This window comes from Pseudomonas triticicola, assembly GCF_019145375.1.
GTDB lineage: Bacteria > Pseudomonadota > Gammaproteobacteria > Pseudomonadales > Pseudomonadaceae > Aquipseudomonas > Aquipseudomonas triticicola.
Genome location: NZ_JAHSTX010000001.1, coordinates 1,070,571 through 1,091,141, shown reverse-complemented (window position 1 = coordinate 1,091,141; position 20,571 = coordinate 1,070,571). Strand labels below are relative to the sequence as shown.

Annotated in this window: 18 protein-coding genes and 2 pseudogenes; 9 read left to right on the top strand and 11 right to left on the bottom strand. The window is 59.9% G+C overall.

The features are described from left to right. Positions 1–10 precede the first annotated feature (10 nt). Positions 11–373: pseudogene (locus KVG85_RS05000) on the bottom strand (DUF427 domain-containing protein). Positions 374–566: 193 nt separating this feature from the next. Here KVG85_RS05000 and KVG85_RS04995 point away from each other — a divergent pair. Then, entirely contained in the window at positions 567–2,510 is a 1,944-nt protein-coding gene (locus KVG85_RS04995; protein ID WP_217863144.1) for a DNA topoisomerase III, read from the top strand. Between the two features lie 542 nt (positions 2,511–3,052). Then, positions 3,053–3,382, top strand: a complete 330-nt coding sequence (locus KVG85_RS04990; RefSeq protein WP_071172771.1) for a hypothetical protein — start codon at positions 3,053–3,055, stop codon at positions 3,380–3,382. Between the two features lie 253 nt (positions 3,383–3,635). Here KVG85_RS04990 and cynR read toward each other — a convergent pair whose 3' ends face one another. Further along, the gene (gene cynR, locus KVG85_RS04985) at positions 3,636–4,523 is read right to left on the bottom strand and encodes a transcriptional regulator CynR (RefSeq protein ID WP_217863143.1); all 888 of its coding nucleotides are present in this window, start codon (positions 4,521–4,523) and stop codon (positions 3,636–3,638) included. Between the two features lie 121 nt (positions 4,524–4,644). Between cynR and cynS the strand changes: the two genes are divergently transcribed. Further along, positions 4,645–5,112: a cyanase gene (gene cynS, locus KVG85_RS04980; RefSeq protein ID WP_217863142.1), complete on the top strand. Its 468-nt coding sequence runs from the start codon at positions 4,645–4,647 to the stop codon at positions 5,110–5,112. Positions 5,113–5,170: 58 nt separating this feature from the next. Continuing rightward, positions 5,171–5,830, top strand: coding sequence for a carbonic anhydrase (locus KVG85_RS04975; protein WP_217863141.1), 660 nt, complete (start codon positions 5,171–5,173; stop codon positions 5,828–5,830). A gap of 119 nt (positions 5,831–5,949) precedes the next feature. Here KVG85_RS04975 and KVG85_RS04970 read toward each other — a convergent pair whose 3' ends face one another. Together KVG85_RS04970 and glsB are read right to left on the bottom strand one after the other, a co-directional pair. Next, positions 5,950–7,452, bottom strand: a complete 1,503-nt coding sequence (locus KVG85_RS04970) for an aldehyde dehydrogenase family protein (protein WP_217863140.1) — start codon at positions 7,450–7,452, stop codon at positions 5,950–5,952. 181 nt (positions 7,453–7,633) lie between these two features. Then, entirely contained in the window at positions 7,634–8,542 is a 909-nt protein-coding gene (gene glsB, locus KVG85_RS04965) for a glutaminase B (RefSeq protein WP_024013269.1), read from the bottom strand. A 139-nt stretch (positions 8,543–8,681) separates the two neighbouring features. On the opposite strand from glsB, the gene KVG85_RS04960 reads away from it, so the two are divergent. Continuing rightward, entirely contained in the window at positions 8,682–9,170 is a 489-nt protein-coding gene (locus tag KVG85_RS04960) for a GFA family protein (RefSeq protein ID WP_130929669.1), read from the top strand. Between the two features lie 99 nt (positions 9,171–9,269). On the opposite strand, the pseudogene KVG85_RS04955 reads toward KVG85_RS04960, so the two are convergent. From KVG85_RS04955 to KVG85_RS04945, 3 genes and pseudogenes are all read right to left on the bottom strand, one after another. Then, positions 9,270–10,556, bottom strand: a pseudogene (locus KVG85_RS04955) (ATP-binding protein). Then, a complete protein-coding gene (locus KVG85_RS04950) occupies positions 10,557–11,264 on the bottom strand; it encodes a response regulator (RefSeq protein WP_016775114.1) in 708 nt (235 codons plus the stop codon). 141 nt (positions 11,265–11,405) lie between these two features. Beyond that, positions 11,406–12,008 (bottom strand): MiaE family protein, encoded by a 603-nt coding sequence (locus KVG85_RS04945; protein WP_016775115.1) that lies wholly within the window; start codon positions 12,006–12,008, stop codon positions 11,406–11,408. 159 nt (positions 12,009–12,167) lie between these two features. Between KVG85_RS04945 and KVG85_RS04940 the strand changes: the two genes are divergently transcribed. Then, entirely contained in the window at positions 12,168–13,031 is an 864-nt protein-coding gene (locus KVG85_RS04940; RefSeq protein WP_217863139.1) for a universal stress protein, read from the top strand. Positions 13,032–13,116: 85 nt separating this feature from the next. Here KVG85_RS04940 and KVG85_RS04935 read toward each other — a convergent pair whose 3' ends face one another. Further along, the gene (locus KVG85_RS04935; protein ID WP_024013275.1) at positions 13,117–13,587 is read right to left on the bottom strand and encodes a DUF1289 domain-containing protein; all 471 of its coding nucleotides are present in this window, start codon (positions 13,585–13,587) and stop codon (positions 13,117–13,119) included. Between the two features lie 467 nt (positions 13,588–14,054). Here KVG85_RS04935 and acnB point away from each other — a divergent pair, with 467 nt between their 5' ends. Continuing rightward, positions 14,055–16,664, top strand: coding sequence for a bifunctional aconitate hydratase 2/2-methylisocitrate dehydratase (gene acnB, locus KVG85_RS04930; RefSeq protein ID WP_039763151.1), 2,610 nt, complete (start codon positions 14,055–14,057; stop codon positions 16,662–16,664). A 177-nt stretch (positions 16,665–16,841) separates the two neighbouring features. On the opposite strand, the gene KVG85_RS04925 is transcribed toward acnB, so the two are convergent. The 3 genes from KVG85_RS04925 to KVG85_RS04915 form a co-directional block, all read right to left on the bottom strand. After that, a complete protein-coding gene (locus KVG85_RS04925; RefSeq protein WP_217863138.1) occupies positions 16,842–18,122 on the bottom strand; it encodes a serine/threonine transporter in 1,281 nt (426 codons plus the stop codon). Positions 18,123–18,376: 254 nt separating this feature from the next. Beyond that, positions 18,377–18,547, bottom strand: coding sequence for a hypothetical protein (locus KVG85_RS04920; protein ID WP_163032915.1), 171 nt, complete (start codon positions 18,545–18,547; stop codon positions 18,377–18,379). 49 nt (positions 18,548–18,596) lie between these two features. Next, positions 18,597–18,791: an FtsB/FtsL family cell division protein gene (locus KVG85_RS04915; RefSeq protein WP_056789207.1), complete on the bottom strand. Its 195-nt coding sequence runs from the start codon at positions 18,789–18,791 to the stop codon at positions 18,597–18,599. Between the two features lie 248 nt (positions 18,792–19,039). Between KVG85_RS04915 and KVG85_RS04910 the strand changes: the two genes are divergently transcribed. Both KVG85_RS04910 and KVG85_RS04905 read left to right on the top strand, forming a co-directional pair. Continuing rightward, a complete protein-coding gene (locus KVG85_RS04910; protein ID WP_123442224.1) occupies positions 19,040–19,423 on the top strand; it encodes a tautomerase family protein in 384 nt (127 codons plus the stop codon). Positions 19,424–19,579: 156 nt separating this feature from the next. Then, a complete protein-coding gene (locus tag KVG85_RS04905) occupies positions 19,580–20,548 on the top strand; it encodes a 2-hydroxyacid dehydrogenase (protein ID WP_217863137.1) in 969 nt (322 codons plus the stop codon). The last annotated feature ends 23 nt before the right edge of the window (positions 20,549–20,571 follow it).

Below are 20,571 nucleotides of genomic sequence, written 5' to 3'. Positions count from 1 at the left end.
ATTTTTTTGCTCAGGCGTCCGCCTTGATCACTTCGAATTTCACCTGGTCCGGATAAAAGGCCACGTAGTCGCGGATCGGTGCGACGGAGACCTTCGGGTTTTCGTACGTCCACACAGCGTTGGCACCCTCATGTCCGGGCACTTGCAGGCTGAAATAGCTGGCGTCGCCCTTGTACGGGCAATAGCTGGTGTGGTCGGTGCGGGCGAAGTATTTTTCGTCGATGTCTTCGCGCGGGATGTAGTACACCGGCGGTTAGTTGGCTTCGTTGAGGATCAGCGCGTGGGAGGACGCGGCGACCTGAATACCGTGGAACTTCACCAGCAGGCAGCCGCTGAGTTGTTCGACGCTGATCACGGGGCTGGGGCTTTTCATGAGGTTCTCCTGAAGACGGCGAAGAGACCGGTTCAGGTATAGCTGATGGGCTCGGGTCGGGTTGAGATTGCAGCCGAACGGTGAAAATCTTTGGCAACTGTTTTATCTGTATATCCATACAGATAAAAGTTGCCGCCGCCGCCAACTCCGGCCATCCTGTGCGCACTCCACACACCAACCAGCGATGGCAGATATGCGGCTGTACCTCTGTGAAAAACCTTCCCAGGCCAAAGACATTGCGGCCGTGCTCGGCGCCAGGCGTCGCGGCGACGGCTGCTGGTTGGGGACGGACGTCACAGTGACCTGGTGCATCGGCCATTTGCTCGAAACCGCGCCGCCGGACGCCTACGACGCGCGCTACAAACGCTGGGTGCTGGCCGATCTGCCGATCATTCCGGACAAGTGGAAAATGACCGTCAAGCCGCGCACCGCCAGCCAGTACAAAGCGGTGAAGCGCCTGCTCGGCGAAGCCAGCGAACTGATCATCGCCACCGACGCCGACCGTGAGGGCGAGATGATCGCCCGGGAACTGGTCGAGCACTGCCGCTATCGCGGGCCGATCCGCCGTTTGTGGCTGTCGGCGCTGGACGAGGCATCGATTCGCAAGGCCTTGGCTGCGCTGAAACCGGGAGCCGAAACATTCAGCCTGTATCACTCGGCGCTGGGCCGTTCACGCGCGGACTGGCTGATCGGCATGAACATGAGTCGACTGTTCACCTTGCTTGGCCGACAGTCAGGTTATCAAGGTGTATTGCCGGTAGGTCGAGTACAGACGCCGACCCTGCGACTGGTGGTCGACCGCGACCGCAGCATCGCCGATTTCGTCCCCGTACCGTTCTGGGCAATCGACGTGGATTTGCTGCACAACGGCACGGCGTTTAGCGCGCAATGGCGCGCGCCGTCAGACGTTTGTGATGATCAGGATCGCTGTCTGAGCCAGGCGTTGGCGCAACAGGCAGCAGCGGCGATCAACAGTGCGGACAGCGCCCGGGTGGTCAAGCTGAAAACCGAGCGCATGCGCGAAGTCGCGCCCCTGCCCTTCGATCTCGGCACCTTGCAGGAAGTCTGCTCGAAAAAGCTTGGCCTTGGCGCGCAGGAAACCCTCGACATCGCCCAGGCCCTTTACGAAACCTACAAAGTCATCACCTATCCGCGCAGTGATTGCGGCTTTCTGCCGTTGAGCCAGCACGGTGAGGCGCCGTCGATCCTCACCGCGTTGCGCCAGGCCGATCCGAGCCTTGAAGCGTTGCAGGGTTTTCTCGAACCGCAGCGGCGCTCGCGAGCCTGGAATGACGCCAAGGTCAGCGCTCACCACGGCATCATCCCCACCATCGCCGCGAAGAACCTCGAACGTCTGACCGGCAAGCATCGCGCGGTGTACACGCTGATTCGCGCGCGCTATCTGGCGCAGTTCCTGCCCAATCACGAATACGATCGCACTCAGGCTGATTTCGACTGCAACGGGCAGGCGTTGCGCGCGGTCGGCAAGCAGATCATCGAACCAGGCTGGAAGCGCGCATTGCCCGAAGCACTGGCACCGGCCAGGGGCCACGAAGCACCAGCACCGCAAACCTTGCCGACCCTCAGCCAAGGCGTCGAATGCGCTGTGGCGAAAGTGAATCTCAAGGATTTGTGGACGCAACCGCCAAAACCCTACACCGAAGGCGATCTGATCAAGGCGATGAAGAACGTCTCCAAACTGGTCGAGGATCCGCTGCTCAAACAGAAACTCAAGGACACCACCGGCATCGGCACGGAAGCTACCCGCGCATCGATCATCCAAGGGCTGCTGGATCGTGGTTATCTGGTGAAGAACGGCAAGGCGCTGGCGGCGACACCTGCCGCGTTCAGCCTGATCGACGCAGTGCCGCGCGCGATCGCCGATCCTGGCACTACGGCGATCTGGGAACAGGCGCTGGACATGGTGCAGAGCGGCGAGATGAGTCTGGAAGAATTCGTCACCAAACAGGCTGCGTGGATGAGCAAGCAGGTCAGCCGCTGCTCCGCCCTTAGCCTGACGATCAGCGGCCCGCCGCCTGCCGGCAAAGCCGCAGCGCCGTGGAAGAAAAAGCGCAAGTCGACGGCCAGCAAAGCCGCCGGTACGCGCAAACGCACGGAGCGTCCGACGACTCGCTGAATCCCTCGCGGTTCCCTTCTCGACTTTGTCGAAACGGACCTTTTCTCATTCCAAAACAGCTTTGTCCGACAATATGTAGTGCTTGAAAATAATCACTACAAAACCGTTGACGGCATCGTTTTGCTTTTGCATGATGAAGACGTTCCCCGATCGGGAGCACTGGTAACACGCTTGAGCAAACTCGTCTGACCGCCGAGTTGTTTTTTCCGGATACACGCTGCCCACAAGGCAGATTGAAGAAGCTGACCTGGCCTGAACGTCCAGTACAAGGACGAGAAGCGCTGGCGAAAATTCTCAAGACGCTTGTGGCCGACACTGGATTGTCGTCAAGGAGCCTCCCGGTTTTCGCTGCTTCTCCTCGTTGTGACGCTATTGCGTAGCAGTTATTCAACACGACTACATGCAACAGATGCATGACCCCGTACTTCATACGGGCGAGCGCTGACGTCCTGGTTTCGGTGCCAGGGATCAACTAACCGATGGGCTACCTGTATTAGCGAATCAACTTTGAAAGATCACCAGACTGGTCAAGGGGCATAACAATGAATCTGAACAATCAACCCACCATCGAAGAACTGGCGCGTATGTTCGCGGCGCAAAAAGACAGCCACGACAGCCATATTCTCTGGATCAGCAAGTCGGGCCAGGTACACATCGACTGCCTGTCGCCCCACGCTGGCGAAGAAGAATTCGACCGCAACCACCAGAATCTGCTGGCCCGCCTGAAGATGTACCGCCGCGGCCACGGTTATGTCGGCAAGAAGGCTGCGGCCGACAAGGACTTCATTGGAAGTGTGCTGCAGACGCTGAAACAGGCGTGGGATTCGATGCAGAACCAAAATGAAGTTCGGGTGATTGATCGGTTTTATTGAGTTGTAGATTATTTGACTAAGGGCCTGCTTCCGATTGGGAGCAGGCCCTTTGTTGTTCTTTTGAGTTATGCGGGGTGAGTGCCCCCGTCGCCCCTCACCCCAGCCCTCTCCCGAGGGAGAGGGAGCCGACCGAGTTGCCTCAGCTCAACCGTAGACCTGAATGACCGTGGCGATTATGAGTCAACGAAGCTGGTTCAGGTCGGCGTAACTTGACCAAACACCTCGGTCAGTCCCCTCTCCCGCTGGGAGAGGGTTAGGGTGAGGGGCTTTTCATGCCGAGCACCAGTTCCACAAACGCCAACGCCGCCACACTGTGATAATTATTCCTGCGCCGCAACAACGCCGCGCCACGCTGTGGCGCCTCCCCGTCGACCCGCAAGCGGCGCAACGCGCGGTCTTCGCTGGCAATCGCCTCGGGCAGCATGGTCGCCAGCGGCGCATGCCGCACCACTTCCAGCAACGTACTCACCGAATTCACTTCAATCCGCACCTGCGGCGTAATCCCGTGCTGACGAAAATACTCATCCACCGATAATCGCGTAATGAAGCCCGGCGCCAGCAAGGCGAAATCCAGTGAAGCCAATTCCGTCGACGTCAACACCGAAGGGCTGTCATAGAGCGGGTGCCCAGGCCCGACCATGATGCCCAGCGTCTCGGTAAACGCCGGTATGCATTCGATATCGGCATTGCGCACCGGCGTAAACGCGATCGCGACATCCAGCGAGTCGTCCGCCAGCCCGGCCTCGATGTCGTCCATCGACAACTCGAAGATCTCCAGATGAATCCCGGGAAACCGTGCCCTGTAATCACGCACCAACGGCCCGACCAGATACGCCATGAACGTCGGCGTCATCGCCAGGCGCAGGGTGCCGCGCGACAAATCCTTCACATCGTGCAAGGCGCGCTGTCCGGCCTCCAGCTCCACCAGCACGCGCCGTGCGCATTCAATGTAAGCCGCGCCTGCATCCGTCGGCTTCACCGTGCGCGAGGTGCGATCAAACAGGCTGACGCCGAGGGTTTCTTCCAGTTGCCGGATCTGCTGCGACAACGTCGGCTGCGATACATGCAGCACTTCGGCGGCGCGGGTGAAGCCACCGTGATCGGCAACGGCGAGCAAATAACGCAAATGTCGCAACAGCATGAGGACACCATCTATAGGCAGGGCTTATGCGAAGCATTGTATATCGGTCTTGGACGCTATGAATCGACCGGCGCAACATTGTCTCCACACAAGCAAGCCAACCCCTGAAAGGAGTGACACCATGCAACAGTCCCACGCCTACAACGACAACAGCCTGGCCCTGACCACCCGCGTTCTCGACGCCAAGGCGAAAAAAGATCTGTCGTGGCAGGATCTCGCTGACGGCACCGGCCTCAGCCTGGCTTATGTCACCGCCGCCCTGCTCGGCCAGCATCCGTTGCCGGAAATCGCTGCTCAAGTGGTTGGCGACAAGCTTGATCTGAGCGCCGATGACGTCGCCGCTCTGCAGATCATTCCTTTGCGCGGCAGCCTCAGCGGCGTGCCGACCGATCCGACCATCTACCGTTTTTACGAAATGATCCAGATCTACGGCACCACGCTGAAAGCGTTGGTTCACGAGCAGTTCGGTGACGGCATCATCAGTGCGATCAACTTCAAACTGGACATCAAGAAAGTCGAAGACCCGGAAGGCGGCTCCCGCGCCGTGGTGACCCTCGACGGCAAGTTCCTGCCGCTGCGCCCGTTCTGATGCGCCCGGCCCGCATCCTGCGTGCGGGCCATCTCATTTCTGCCACGAGGACACGCCCATGAAAGCCCTGATCGACGGCTTCCTGAAATTCCAGAACGAAGCCTTCCCGCAACGCAGCGACCTATTCAAACATCTGGCCACGACTCAGCAACCCGGCACGCTGTTCATCACCTGTTCCGACAGCCGCGTGGTGCCTGAGCTACTGACCCAGCAAGAGCCCGGCGAACTGTTCGTGATCCGTAACGCCGGCAATATCGTGCCCTCCTACAGCCCGCATCCGGGCGGGGTCTCGGCGACGGTGGAGTATGCGGTGGCGGTACTGGGGGTGACCGATATCGTGATTTGCGGCCACTCCGATTGCGGCGCAATGACGGCGATTGCCCAGTGCAAATGCATGGATCACCTGCCCGCCGTCAGCGGCTGGCTGCAGCATGCCGAGTCGGCGAAGGTGATGAACGAAGCGCGCGTGCATGGCAGCGACGCGGCGAAATTAAGTTCGATGGTGCGCGAGAACGTGATCGCGCAACTGGCGAATATTCAGACCCACCCGAGTGTGCGCCTGGCCCAGGAGCAAGGGCGGCTGAATCTGCATGGTTGGGTGTACGACATCGAGACCGGTTCGATCGACGCGCTCACTTCCGATCGTCGCACCTTTGTGCCGCTGGCCGAGCGGCCTGAGACTTGCGCGATCAGCGCGCAAGCCAGCCACGCTGCCTGACTCCCCACCGTGATCGTTCCCACGCTCTGCGTGGGAATGCCTCTAGGGACGCTCTGCGTCCAGTGACGCGGAGCGTCACGGGCTGCATTCCCACGCGGAGCGTGGGAACGATCAACAGATCAGCGTTTTACCGTGAGATCTACCTGAGTCATTCGGCTGCGCACAGTAAACACGCCATCCCCGGAAAGAATCGCGCTGCGCGCAAACAGGCGCCCGCTCTCCCAGTTCGAAAGACCCAGCTCAGGCTTGTTCAACGCGTACTGGCCATCGACCCAACGGGTGATGCCGTTGCCTACGAACGGGGCATTCACCGCGTTGTAGAAGCGTTTCTGAACCGCCGCATCCTCACTGATCAACGACACGGTGAATTGCGGGCTGTAACGGTTGAACAGCGCAATCGCCTGATCCAGATCGTCGACAATCATCAGGCTGACTTCCGGGGTCTCTTCCCATTCCCACTCGCGGCCCAGCTCCGACTCGGGCAAGGGTTCGGCCAGCGCTTCGGTCTGGTAACCCTCGGCCCGATAAACCTCGACCGTTGCGTTCTGCCATTCGCTTGGCAGGCAACTTTCACTGCCCGCGACGATGTGCAATTTGCAGCCTTGGCCGCGCGCAGTACCGGCGTCTTTCAAGGCATCGAGGAACAGCGGCACCAGCTCATCGGCGCGTTCGCGCTGAATCAGGCAGACGTTCAGGGTGTTGCAGACCTTGCGGTCCAGCGAGTTGCGCACCACCGCCGCGAAGCGTGTGGCGTCGGCGTCACGGTCGGCGATCAGCCACGCGCCGCCGGTGCCGTGCAGGCTGACGGCAGTGCCGGCCTGCTGAGCAATGCTGCCCAACTGACTGACCGCACGGCCCGAGCCGCGCGCCACCGCCAGCGACAGACGCCGATCGGCAAACATCGCCCAACCGGCAGCATGATTGACACTTTCGACCAACGACACCGCCCCCACCGGCAAACCGGCTTCGGCCAGTGCTGGATTCAGCGCGTGAGTGACGATGGCTTGTGCAGTGCCCAACGCATCGCTGCCGATGCGCAGCACAGCCGTATTACCGGTGCGCAACACCCCGGCGGCATCGGCAAATACGTTGGGTCGGCCTTCGAAGACAAACGCGACGATGCCCAGCGGCGAGACCACTTGCTCAACCTTCCAGCCATCGTGCTCGACACTGCTGATCACTGTGCCCCGGGTCGGTGGCGCATCACGCCAGGCGCGCAGCCCGGCGATCATGTCGCGGCGCATGCGTTCATCGGCGAGCAAGCGTGTGGTCGAGCGACCACGCGCTTTGGCCCGCTCGATGTCGGTGCGGTTGGCGGCTTCGATCTGCGTCCAGTATTCAGGACTTTCCAGGCGCTGAGCAAACAGATCGAAAAACTGGCTGATGGCTTCATCGGACACGGCCGACAACGCTGTGAATGCCGCAGCCGCACGCTCGATTGCCACCGAGGCGGCCTGTTGATCGGCCACGGGGATCAGCAACAACTCGCCACTGACCTGCTCGACCAGCAGATGGTCACCGGGCTGAAACCGCGCGGCCAGTTCGGGGCTGACCACGGTGACGCGGTTACCAGCGAAAGGGATCGGCGTGCCAGCGACTAGACGTTCGAGCGCAAGAGACATGAAGCGGATTCACCATGCAGAGGGCGGCCGGAAAATGTATAGAACACGATCCTGCAAAGCAACACTGCGCCCTGTGGGAGCGAGCCTGCTCGCGAAAGCGTCCGATCAGACGACATCGATGCTAATGTGCCGACCTCTTCGCGAGCAGGCTCGCTCCCACACTGGAAATCGTGGTGTGTCTTCAGAACACCGACCAGCCAATCCGCGAGCTCAGCAGTTCCAGCGCCGCCATCCCCGCCAGCGAGTTGCCGGCGGCGTTCAACTCCGGCGACCACACGCACACGCTGAACTGCCCCGGCACCACCGCAACGATGCCGCCGCCGACCCCGCTCTTGCCCGGCAGGCCGACGCGATAGGCGAAATTGCCCGCCTCGTCATACAAACCGCTGGTGGCCATGATCGAATTGACCTGCTGGGTCTGGCGGCGCGTCAGGATCTGCTCGCCGCTGTGCTTGCAGAACCCGTCATTGGCCAGAAAGCAGAACGCCCGGGCCAGATCGATGCAGTTCATGCGCAGCGCGCAGTGGCTGAAATAGCTGCGCAACACCGCTTCGACATCGTTGTGAAAGTTGCCGAAAGACTGCATCAGATACGCCATCGCCGCATTGCGCGCGCGGTGCTGGTATTCGGAGTCGGCGACCTTGCCGTCGATCATGATCTGCGGGTTGCCCGACAGGCGTCGGACGAAGTCGCGCATCGACAGTGTCGGCGCAGCGAAGCGCGACTGGTTGATGTCGCAGATCACCAGCGCCCCGGCATTGATGAACGGGTTACGCGGGCGGCCGCGCTCGAATTCCAGTTGCACCAGCGAGTTGAACGGCTGGCCGGACGGCTCGTGGCCGAGCCGCTCCCAGATCGCTTCGCCGGAATGATCGATGGCCTGCACCAGGCTGAATACCTTGGAAATACTCTGCACCGAGAACGGCGTTTCAGCGTCGCCGGCGCAATACATTTCGCCGTCGTTACTGTACACGGCGATGCCCAACTGGTTGGCCGGCACCGTGCCGAGGGCGGGAATATAGTCAGCAACTTTGCCCTGCCCGATCAGGGGCCGGACGGCGTCAAGGATCTCGTTCAACAGCGCTTGCATGCCGGGTTCCGAAAGTCTCGCCCCATGGGATCGCGGGGACACTGGGGCTAGACGCTGCGCCCGCCGGTCGCATCACACCGGCAAGCATCAGGCAGAATGTTCTAGGCTGAAGCGGACCATTCAGACACGGGAGAGCACCATGCACCTCGAAGGCTCCTGCCATTGCGGCGAAGTCACCTTCAGCCTCGACAGCGCCCATCCTTATCCCTATCAACGCTGCTATTGCTCGATCTGCCGCAAGACCCAGGGCGGCGGCGGTTACGCGATCAACCTTGGCGGCGACGCGACCACTCTCAAGGTTCGCGGACGCAAAAACATCAGCATCTATCACGCGAAGATGAAAGCCGACGGCGATAAGCGCGCCCATCGCAGCAGCGCCGAGCGCCACTTCTGTGCGCTGTGCGGCAGCGGCCTGTGGCTGTTCAGCCCGGAGTGGCCAGAGCTGATTCATCCCTTCGCCTCGGCGATCGACACGCCACTGCCGGTGCCACCGGAACACACGCACCTGATGCTTGGCTCGAAAGCGCCCTGGGTTGAGGTCGAGGCGAAGCCGAAGGATCAGCAGTTTGATGAGTACCCGGAGGAATCGATTGCCCAGTGGCATGAGCGACTCGGTGTAACTCGCTGAACACCGCGCCCTTCGCGAGCAGGCTCGCTCCTACATTTGGATTGCGATCATCTGTGGGAGCGAGCCTGCTCGCGAAGGGGCCAGGCCAGGCAATATCAATCAGTCCAGATGCGCCCAGGTCATCCTGAACAGCGCCCCGCCCCACGCCGAGTCGCCAACCTCAACCTGCCCGCCATGGGACTGCGAAACCCGCCGCACCAGCGCCAGGCCCAACCCAAAACCACCGGTGCGCCGATCCCGGCTGGCGTCCAGTCGGGAAAACGGCTCGAAGATTTTCTCCCGTCCCTCCAGCGGCACACCCGGGCCGTCATCGCTGACCCGTACTTCATAGTCATCGCCGTTGCGCAGCAGCGACACCTCAACGCGCTACTCGGCATAGCGAATGGCATTGCGCAAAAGGTTGATCACCGCCCGCGCCATGAAGCGCGGTTCGATGCTTACCGTGTCGACCTGGCAACCGGCGATCGACAACTGCACGCCCACTGCTTCGGCCTCAAGCGCCACACTGCCGACGACGCTGTCGAGCCAATCGGCTGCGTGAATATTCTCCCGTTTGATCACCGTCGCGCCATGCTCGAGGCTGGCGTAGGTCAGCAATTCCGAGACCATCTCCTCCAGCTCACCAAGGTCGGCATACATGTCGGCGATCAGCTCGCGATTCTGGCTCGCGTCGGGTTGCTGTTTGAGCTGATCGAGTTCGAACGACAGCCGCGCGATCGGTGTGCGCAATTCGTGGGACACCGCATTGGTCAGCTCGCGCTGATTGGCAATCAGGCCCTCGATGCGCGCCGCCATCAGATTGAAGTGCTCGGCCAGATCGCGGATGTTCGAGCGCCGCGACAACTGGATGCGCACCGACAGATCGTTGTCGCCGAAACGCTCGGCCGCCAGCCGCAGCTTTTCCAGATCGCGCCAGTGCGGGCGCACCCAGAAAAACAGAACGATGCCGATCAACACCGCGAGCATCATGTACGCCGCGGTGATGTAGAACGGCATCAGGCTCGGCTCTGGCGGCAGCTTGATGCTGAGCAACTGCGAGCCGCCATCGATGTTGCTGATGAACTGCGTGTAATTGTCGCGGATCACCAACAGGTTCCGCGCGAGCTCAGCTTCTTCCTGCGGTGTCAGGGCCAGTTGATCGGCCTCGACCAGACTCAGCGACAGACCGTAATGCGCACGCAATGAATCGAGTTTCTGTTCACGCTCGGCGCCCTGGCGGCCTTGCAGATGATCGACCAGCGACCACGCCTGACCGCGCACGGCTTCACGGTTGTAATCCTGCGTCTGGCTGTCGAGCAAGGCGTTGAAGGTGTGCTCGACCGCCTGCAAGGCCAGCACCAGACCCACTGTCATCACCAGAAACAGCCCGAGAAACAAACGCAGCATCTACAACTCCCACGCGAACGGATTGAACAGATAGCCCTTGCCCCACACGGTCTTGATGCACACCGGCTCGCGGGGATTGTCCTTGAGTTTGTTGCGCAATTTGCTGATGTAGACGTCGACGCTACGGTTGAGGCCGTCGAAGGCAATGCCGCGCATGCGATTGAGAATGTCATCGCGAGAAAGGATTTTGCCCGCCGCGCTGGCGAGCAACCAGAGCAATTCGAACTCCATGGTGGTCAGCTCGATCAGCTCACCGGTCAGGCGCACTTCCCGGCAACTGCGATCGATGCTCAATTGCCCGAACTCAAGGAAACTGACCACGCTGGTGTCCGGCGTCTGCCGCCGTTGCAACGCCCGCAGCCGCGCGAGCAATACCGGCGGTTTGATCGGTTTGATCACGTAATCGTCAGCGCCGGACTCCAGACCGAGAATGTGATCGAGATCGTCTTCCTTGGCGGTGAGGATCACGATCGGCGTGTCCGAGACACTGCGAATTTCCCGGCAGACCTGCAAACCGCTCTGCCCCGGCAACATCAGGTCAAGCACCAGCACTTTCGGCTTGAATTCCAGGAATGCAGCCATGGCCAGATCGCCGCGATGCACCGTGCGCACCTCGTAGCCGTGTTGTTCAAGAAAGTGTGCGATCAGTGCGGCGAGACGCTCATCGTCTTCGACCAGCAGAACTTTGCCGAAACCCAGGTTATCCATAACAACCGTTGCCAAGCCAAACGTGGAAGGGCCGATATTATGCTGGCATTCATCGAACAGGCGATGACGGCAGACAGCAAAAACCGGCCACTCGGGCCGGTTTTCGGTGATGTTTCATACTCTTAAGAGTTTTTAACAAATTCAGGCGGGCACACCGCTGTGGAAGCGGAATTCCTCGTCCGGCGATTCGATCAGTTCCTGCTCGGCCGCACGGACGCGCTCGATCACCTGCGCGACATCCTTGGCATCACCATACTGATAGGCCAGTTTCAGATAACCCTGAAAGTGCCGCGCCTCGCTTTTCAGCAAACCGAAATAAAACTTGCCCAGTTCTTCGTCCAGATGCGGCACCAATGCTTCAAAGCGTTCGCAACTGCGCGCTTCGATGAAAGCGCCAACCACCAGCGTATCCACCAGTTTCACCGGTTCGTGGCTGCGCACCACCTTGCGCAGGCCCGAGGCGTAGCGGCCGGCGTGCAGCTGACGCAGCTCGATCTTGCGCCGTTTCATGATGCGCATGACTTGCTCGTGGTGCACCAGTTCTTCCCGGGCCAGGCGCGACATCATGTTGATCAGGTCGACGTGGGCGTGGTACTTGGCAATCAGGCTCAGCGCCGTGCTGGCGGCCTTGAACTCGCAGTTCTTGTGATCGATCAGCAGGGTTTCCTGGTCGGCCAGTGCCGCCTGGACCCAGGCGTCGGGCGTGCGGCAGCCAAGGAATTCGTGGATTTCGGGAAGGATCATGGGGCTCACGGTAAAAGGTGTTCGAGCGAAGGGCGCCGATTATACCGGCCTGCCCGCAGACCACCAGCGGCGGCTGTTGATATGCATCAAGTCGCAGACGTTCGGGTAGCAACTATAGTTGTGCAACGCCGTGCCTTTTCTTTGCTGGAGACTCCGCTCATGCAAGCCATTCGCAGCATTCTGGTGGTCATCGAACCTGAACATGCAGAAAGCCTGGCGCTCAAGCGCGCCAAGTTGATCGCCGGTGTCACCCAGGCCCACCTGCATCTGCTGGTGTGCGACAAGAAGCATGACCACGCCGGCTTGCTCAGTGTGCTCAAGGCGGCATTGCTCGCCGAAGGGTACAGCGTGACCACCGAACAGGCGTGGAACGAGAGCCTGCACGAAACCATCATCGATGTGCAGCAGGCCGAAGGTTGCGGCCTGGTGATCAAACAGCACTTTCCCGACAGCTCGCTGAAAAAAGCCCTGCTGACCCCGGCCGACTGGAAGCTCCTGCGCCACTGCCCTACCCCGGTGCTGCTGGTAAAAACCGCCGGTTCGTGGAAGGACAAAGTGATCCTGGCTGCGGTCGATGTCGGCAATGCCGACGGTGAGCATCGGCATTTGCACAGCACCATCATCGATCACGGCTATGACATCGCCAGTCTGGCCAAGGCGCACCTGCATGTAATTACCGCGCATCCGTCGCCGATGCTCTCGGCGGCGGACCCGACGTTTCAGCTGAAATCGACCATAGAAGCCAAATACCGCGAGCAGTGCCGGGCGTTTCAGGCGGAGTTCGATGTCGATGACGAGCACCTGCACATCGAGGAAGGCCCGGCAGATGTGCTGATCCCGTTCATGGCGCACAAGCTCCACGCGGCAGTAACGGTAATTGGCACGGTGGCGCGCAGTGGTCTGTCAGGCGCGTTGATCGGCAATACCGCTGAAGCGGTGCTGGATACGCTGGAAAGTGATGTGCTGGTGCTCAAGCCGCAGGAGGTTGAGGATCATCTGGTGGAACTGGCCGTGAAACATTAAGAGCAAAGATCGCAGCCTTCGGCAGCTCCTACAGGTAGAACGCATTCCCATGTAGGAGCTGCCGAAGGCTGCGATCTTTTGCTGTTCAGGCGCCGAAGGCGTCTTTCAGAAAGCCCGGGGCGATGTAGCGCTGATAATGCGCTTCCGACAGCAGGAAGAATTCCCGATCAATGGCATCACGCAGTTCCGGCAGGTTCCAGTCGCGGAACTCCGGCAGCAATACCATCCCGTACGCCTCAAGATTAATGATCACCCGCGCGCCCCGGGCAATCAGCTGATAGGCCCAGCAATATTCCGACTGATGCGGTACGAAGCGGATCTTGCGCTGTTCGAGCTGCTCGCGCAGGCGCGCCGGATCGAAGATCTCGACTTTGCTCGCCATCACTTGTGACAGCAATTGCTCCAGACGCAGCCACACCGCACGCTTTTCCTCCTCGTTGTACCCATTCCAATGGATCACTTCGTGGTGGAAACGCTTGCAGCCACGGCACACCAGGTCACCGTAAACGGTGGAGCAGAGGCCGACGCAGGGGGTCTTGATGGTCTGATTGGGCATAAATGGGCAGAACACTGAAACGCGGAACAGGCCGGCATGTTAGCCCTTTGTCGGGCATTGATCACCCCTCAAACAGCAAGGTCTCGCCAGCGTCGCAGGTTTGCTCCGGCCGCGCTGATTGCCACGAAAGTCCAATAGAGCGCGACTTACCTTTAAATTTTTTTTGCCGTAGAATCAGCCAGCCTTTTAAGGCGCCAATGTCCGTTAGAAGCTGTTTTCAAAGCGTCACGAGCACAGTCGTTCCTTCAGAGCGGTGTTGGCGAAGGGTTTTTCCAGCGGGGAAAAGCCCAACGCCAACCCTCATCAGCTCCCCGTTCTGCAGGCGTAAAACTTTGAAAGCAGCTTCTGTAAGGAATTGCCGGTAATTCTGGCCGAACGACCCACAACGTCGTGAGGCGCATGAGTACGGCAATTTCGGGATGAGCGTCCCGGACACCCATTTGGGACCACTGATGAGGGTAATAACTGTGCTTGAAGCCTACCGCAAACATATCGAAGAGCGTGCAGCCCTGGGTATCGTTCCCCAGCCGCTTAACGCCGAACAAACAGCAGGCCTGATCGAGCTGCTGAAGAACCCTCCGGCTGGCGAAGAAGCTTTCCTCGTTGACCTGATCACCAATCGCGTACCACCTGGAGTGGACGAAGCCGCCTATGTCAAGGCCGGTTTCCTGTCTGCCCTGGCCAAGGGCGAAGCCACCTCCCCTCTGCTGGACAAGAAACGCGCTGTAGAACTGCTCGGCACCATGCAGGGCGGCTACAACATCGTCACCCTCGTTGAACTGCTGGACGACGCCGAGCTGGCGCCAGTCGCCGCCGAAGAACTCAAGCACACCCTGCTGATGTTCGATGCCTTCCACGACGTCGCTGAAAAAGCCAAGAACGGCAACGTTCACGCCAAGGCCGTGCTGCAATCCTGGGCTGACGGCGAGTGGTTCAAGAAGCGCCCGGTCCTGGCCGACAAGATCAGCCTGCGCGTATTCAAGGTCACCGGCGAAACCAACACCGACGACCTCTCCCCTGCGCCAGACGCCTGGTCGCGTCCCGACATCCCGCTGCACGCCCTGGCCATGCTGAAAATGGCCCGTGACGGCATCGTTCCGGACGAGCAAGGCAAGACCGGCCCGATGAAGCAGATCGAAGAAATGCGCGGCCAGGGCTTCCCGATCGCCTACGTCGGTGACGTGGTCGGTACCGGTTCGTCGCGTAAATCGGCGACCAACTCGGTGCTGTGGTTCTTCGGCGACGACATCCCGTACGTGCCGAACAAGCGCGCTGGCGGTTTCTGCTTCGGCAGCAAGATCGCTCCGATCTTCTACAACACCATGGAAGATGCCGGCGCCCTGCCGATCGAGTTCGACGTGTCGAACATGAACATGGGCGACGTGATCGACCTGTACCCGCACGCTGGCAAAGTCTGCAAGCACGGTACCGACGAAGTCATCACCACTTTCGAAATGAAAACCCCGGTGCTGCTGGACGAAGTCCGTGCCGGCGGTCGTATCCCGCTGATCATCGGCCGTGGCCTGACCGAGAAGGCTCGCGCCGAATTGGGTCTGCCGCCGTTCGACCTGTTCAAGAAGCCGGAAGCTCCGGCTGAAAGCACCAAAGGCTTCACCCTGGCGCAGAAAATGGTCGGCAAGGCTTGCGGTCTGGCAGAAGGCCAGGGCGTGCGTCCTGGCACCTACTGCGAACCAAAGATGACCACCGTAGGTTCTCAGGACACCACAGGTCCGATGACCCGTGACGAACTGAAAGACCTGGCGTGCCTGGGCTTCTCCGCTGATCTGGTGATGCAGTCGTTCTGCCACACCGCGGCCTATCCAAAGCCGATCGACGTGACCACCCACCACACCCTGCCTGACTTCATCATGACCCGCGGCGGCGTTTCCCTGCGTCCGGGCGACGGCATCATCCACTCGTGGCTGAACCGCATGCTGCTGCCGGACACCGTCGGTACCGGTGGTGACTCGCACACCCGTTTCCCGATGGGCATCTCGTTCCCGGCCGGTTCCGGTCTGGTCGCGTTCGCTGCAGCCACTGGTGTAATGCCACTGGACATGCCGGAATCGATCCTGGTGCGCTTCAAAGGCAAGATGAAACCTGGCATCACCCTGCGTGACCTGGTTCATGCCATTCCGTACTTCGCTATCCAGAACGGTCTGCTGACCGTCGAGAAGAAAGGCAAGAAAAACGCCTTCTCCGGCCGCATCCTGGAAATCGAAGGCCTGGAAGGTCTGACCTTGGAGCAGGCGTTCGAACTGTCCGACGCCTCGGCCGAACGTTCGGCTGCCGGTTGCACCATCAAGCTGTCGAAAGAGTCGATCACCGAGTACCTGCAGTCCAACATCACCCTGCTGCGCTGGATGATCGGCGAAGGCTACGGCGATGCGCGTACCCTGGAACGCCGCGCTCAAGCGATGGAAGCCTGGATCGCCAATCCTGAGCTGATGGAAGCCGATGCCGACGCCGAATACGCCGAAGTCATCGAAATCGATCTGGCCGAGATCAACGAGCCTGTGCTCTGCGCGCCGAACGATCCGGACGACGCCCGTCTGCTGTCCAGCGTTGCTGGCGAGAAGATCGACGAAGTGTTCATCGGTTCGTGCATGACCAACATCGGTCACTTCCGCGCTGCCGGTAAACTGCTGGATCAGGTCAAGGGTCAGCTGCCAACCCGTCTGTGGCTGTCGCCGCCGACCAAGATGGACGCTCACCAACTGACCGAAGAAGGCTACTACGGCATCTACGGCAAGGCTGGCGCTCGCATGGAAATGCCAGGCTGCTCGCTGTGCATGGGTAACCAGGCACGCGTTGAGCCGAACAGCACCGTGGTCTCGACGTCGACCCGTAACTTCCCGAACCGTCTGGGCGACGGCGCGAACGTCTACCTGGCCTCGGCCGAGCTGGCGTCCGTTGCTTCGATCCTGGGTCGCCTGCCGACCGTCGAGGAGTACATGGAATACGCTGGCAAGATCGACAGCATGGCGGCCGATGTCTACCGCTACCTGTCCTTCGACCAGATCGCCGAGTTCCGTGAAGCTGCTGCGAACGCCAAGATCCCGGTCGTTCAAGCCTAACGCTGCAAGGCAATAAAAAACGCCGCCCATCGTGAGATGAGCGGCGTTTTTTTTGATCGTTCCCACGCTCCGCGTGGTAATGCAGCCCAGGACGCTCTGCGTCCCCAAGCGTGACGCAGAGCGTCACAAGAGGCATTCCCACGCAGAGCGTGGGAACGATCAGTCATCAGTGACAGGTCAGACAGCCAGCTTGTAAACCAGCGCCGAAATCGCCACCAGCCCGACTGCCGTAACAAACACATTCGACGCTTGACCGCGATAGCGCGCCATCGCTGGCACCTTGCGAATCGCGTACATCGGCATCAGGAACAGGATTGCCGCAATCACCGGCCCACCGACGGTTTCGATCATGCCCAGGATGCTCGGATCAAGCGTTGCGACGATCCAGCAGATCACCAGCATGAACGCCGCCACGATGCGATCCAGCGCCTTGGCGCCCGGACGTTTGCCGCTCTTGACGATCAAACCCTTGAGGCCTTCGCTGGCCCCGATGTAATGACCGAGGAACGACTTGGAGATCGCCACAAACGCAATCAACGGCGCCGCGAAGGCGATGGTCGGGTTGCTGAAGTGGTTGGCCAGGTACGACAGGATCGACAGATTCTGCTCTTTCGCCTCAGCCAGTTGCTCTGGCGACAGGGTCAGCACGCAACTGAATACGAAGAACAGCACCAAAATGACCATCAATGCATGAGCGCGCGCGAGGATCTGTGAGCTGCGCTCGTCAGCGTGCACACCGTAACGACGCTTCTGGTCCATCGCGAACGCCGAGATGATCGGCGAATGGTTGAACGAGAACACCATCACCGTTATCGCCAGCCACAGCGTATGCAGCAGCGCTGACGGCGCCGGCACTTGCGAGGCGGTGGCGAGGATGCCGCCGTTCCAGTGCGGAATCAGGTACACGGCAAGGAACAGCAGCGCGACGATGAATGGATAGACCATCAGGCTCATGGCCTTGACGATCGCTTGCTCACCGCAACGCACCACGGCCAGCAGGCCGAGAATCAGCACGAACGACAGCAACGCGCGCGGCGGCGGCGTGATGTGCAGTTGGTGTTCGAGGAAACTGGCGACCGTGTTGGTCAGGCCGACGCTGTAGATCAGCAGGATCGGGAAGATGGCAAAGAAGTACAGCAGCGTGATCAAGGCACCGGCCTTGATACCGAAATGCTGCTCGACCACTTCGGTGATATCGGCGCCTTCGCGACCGGACAGCACAAAACGGGTCAGGCCACGGTGCGCGTAAAACGTCATCGGGAAGGCCAGCAGCGCGAGGATTACCAGCGGCCAGAAGCCACCCAATCCTGCGTTGATCGGCAAAAACAGGGTGCCGGCGCCAATGGCCGTCCCAAACAGTCCCAGCATCCAGGTGGTGTCCTGGCGATTCCAGCTCGAAAGTTCAGCGGGTGCTGCTGCGTCGAAACGCTTTTCGAGGCTATTGGCCTGATCATTCATCCGGTCGGATCTCCGCTTTCCGGTCACTTGCCACTCGGTCAGGACGCGTCGGAAAAAACCGACAGACATGCTCCGGCCGAAACAGGGGCGCGATTCTCCGTGATAAATCAATGCAAGCAAAGACTTAGCTGAGGAATGGTTGTGCGGAGCAGATCCAAGGATGGTCGTTTATGGAAAAAACAAGGTCGTTTATGGATACGTCAGATGCCGCAAACGGATACGTTTTGCACCCACCCATGCGTCATCGAATGCGCCTAGAGCGATATACCGAGCATGAAACCCAATAAAACGCAGTACAGCCCGAAGCCGAAAAGCAACCAGAGCTTGCCGTTTTCGCGCTTGTCTCTATTACGCACCGCTTCGTCATATTCTGCGAACTCTCGCTCAATTTGCTCCAGTCGTGCCTTACGGTCATATGTGCTCATACTGATTAACCTTTGAATAATGCGCCTGACGGTCGTGAAGCATGAAGACTCACAACTTGAAGAAAAACCCTGCCACTGCGGTGATTGCAGTCAAGACTCCACCAAACACTGCAATTGGATAGAGCTTCGTCTCCCTTGATAACTTTTTCTCTTCAGCCTGAAGCTTTTTCCATTCAGCCACGAGTTTCCTTGATTCGTTTTCCAGCCTGTCGAGCTCCAGATTTTCGCGATCGTTATGAAACATTTGCCCTCCTTGGCTGCTGGCGGATCGGTGCCAGCATTTGCATGCACATCGACGGCTATCGCCATGCCCTTATCATCAAACTGTTCCATTCACGCTGACCAGCAGACGCATCTGCCATTCCCGTAGGCAAAATCCGCGAGTCACGTAAGCCGCCTCATACACGGAATTTGCGATATTCCAGACCAATTACCTGCCAGAACCCTGCCCTTGATCTAGCGTGAGAGAAGCCATAACCCGAGGAGCCTCCCATGCCACTGGTCCGCGTCGACATCCAGCAAAATCCCGATCCCACTTTCGCCAGGCGCATCGGCGAACAGATCTACGCCGCCCTGCGCAGCTGTATCGATGTCCCCGAACACGACAATTTCCAGATCCTCAACGAGCATGACGCCCAGCATTTCGTTTATGACCCGCAATACCTCGGCATCCAGCGCAGCGACGGCGTGGTGTTCATCCAGATCACCATCAGCGAAGGGCGCAGCGTGGAAAAGAAACAATTGCTGTTCAAAACCATTGCCGAGAGCCTGCATGCGCAACTGGGTATTCGCCTGGAGGATGTGTTCATCAATCTGCTGGAGGTAAAGAAAGAGAACTGGTCGTTCGGCAATGGTGTTGCGCAATACGTCAGCTGATGGGTCGTGCGCCATGCCTGCGTACTTGCTTGTTCCACGAACCCGTCCAGAATCAAAGCACCACTGCGTGAATGCAACGATTGCCAAGCCGCTGCGGATTCAGCACTCTGAGTCGACTTTCGCGACCCACCCGCCGCCAATCACAGGAGCCGCGCAATGCCCGCAACCGTTCTGGTACTGGTTGAAACGATCAATGACTATCTGCCGATTCTTGAGCATCAGGGATTCCACCTGATCCTTGCACCAACGCCAGCCGAACGCGCGCAAGCCATCGCCACCCATGGCAGTCGCATCGACGCCGTGCTCACTCGCGGCCCACTGGGCCTGACTGCGCAAGAGATCAGCGCCCTGCCCGCCCTGAAAATCATCACAGTGATCGGTGCAGGTTATGAACAGGTCGATCTGCAAGCAGCCAGTGACCGTGGCATCACCGTCACCAATGGCGCCGGAGTCAACGCCTCGTCAGTGGCCGATCATGCGATGGCATTGCTGCTGGCATTGGTCCGCGACATCCCGCGCTGCGATGCCGCCGTGCGCCGCGGTGAATGGCCGAAAATCATGCGCCCGTCGCTGGCCGGCAAGCGTCTGGGCATCCTCGGGCTTGGCGCCGTGGGCATGGCGATTGCCAAGCGTGCGGAGCTGGGTTTCGACATGCAGATCAGCTACCACAACCGCCAGGTGCGCAGCGACGTCGCTTATGCGTTCTGCTCGACACCGACCGATCTGGCGCGAGCCTCGGACTTTCTGGTCGTTGCCACGCCCGGTGGCATTGCTACTCAACATCTGGTGACGCGAGCCGTGCTCGATGCCCTCGGCCCCAAGGGATTTATCGTCAACATCGCCCGCGCCAGCGTTATCGCAACGGCAGACCTGATCACTGCACTCGAACAACGTCGTATCGCCGGCGCAGCGCTGGACGTGTTCGATCACGAACCGGAAGTGCCTGATGCCCTGAAACACCTCAGCAACGTTGTGCTGACTCCCCACGTCGCCGGGCTCTCCCCCGAAGCCACCCAAGGCACCGTTGAACTGGTGGGGAAGAACCTGATGGCGTTTTTCTCCGGGCAACCGGTGCTGACGCCTGTCGCCCTGCCGCCAAAACAGAGTAACCAGCGCGTGCATTAAGGCGCGCAGGATCCTCGGTCTGC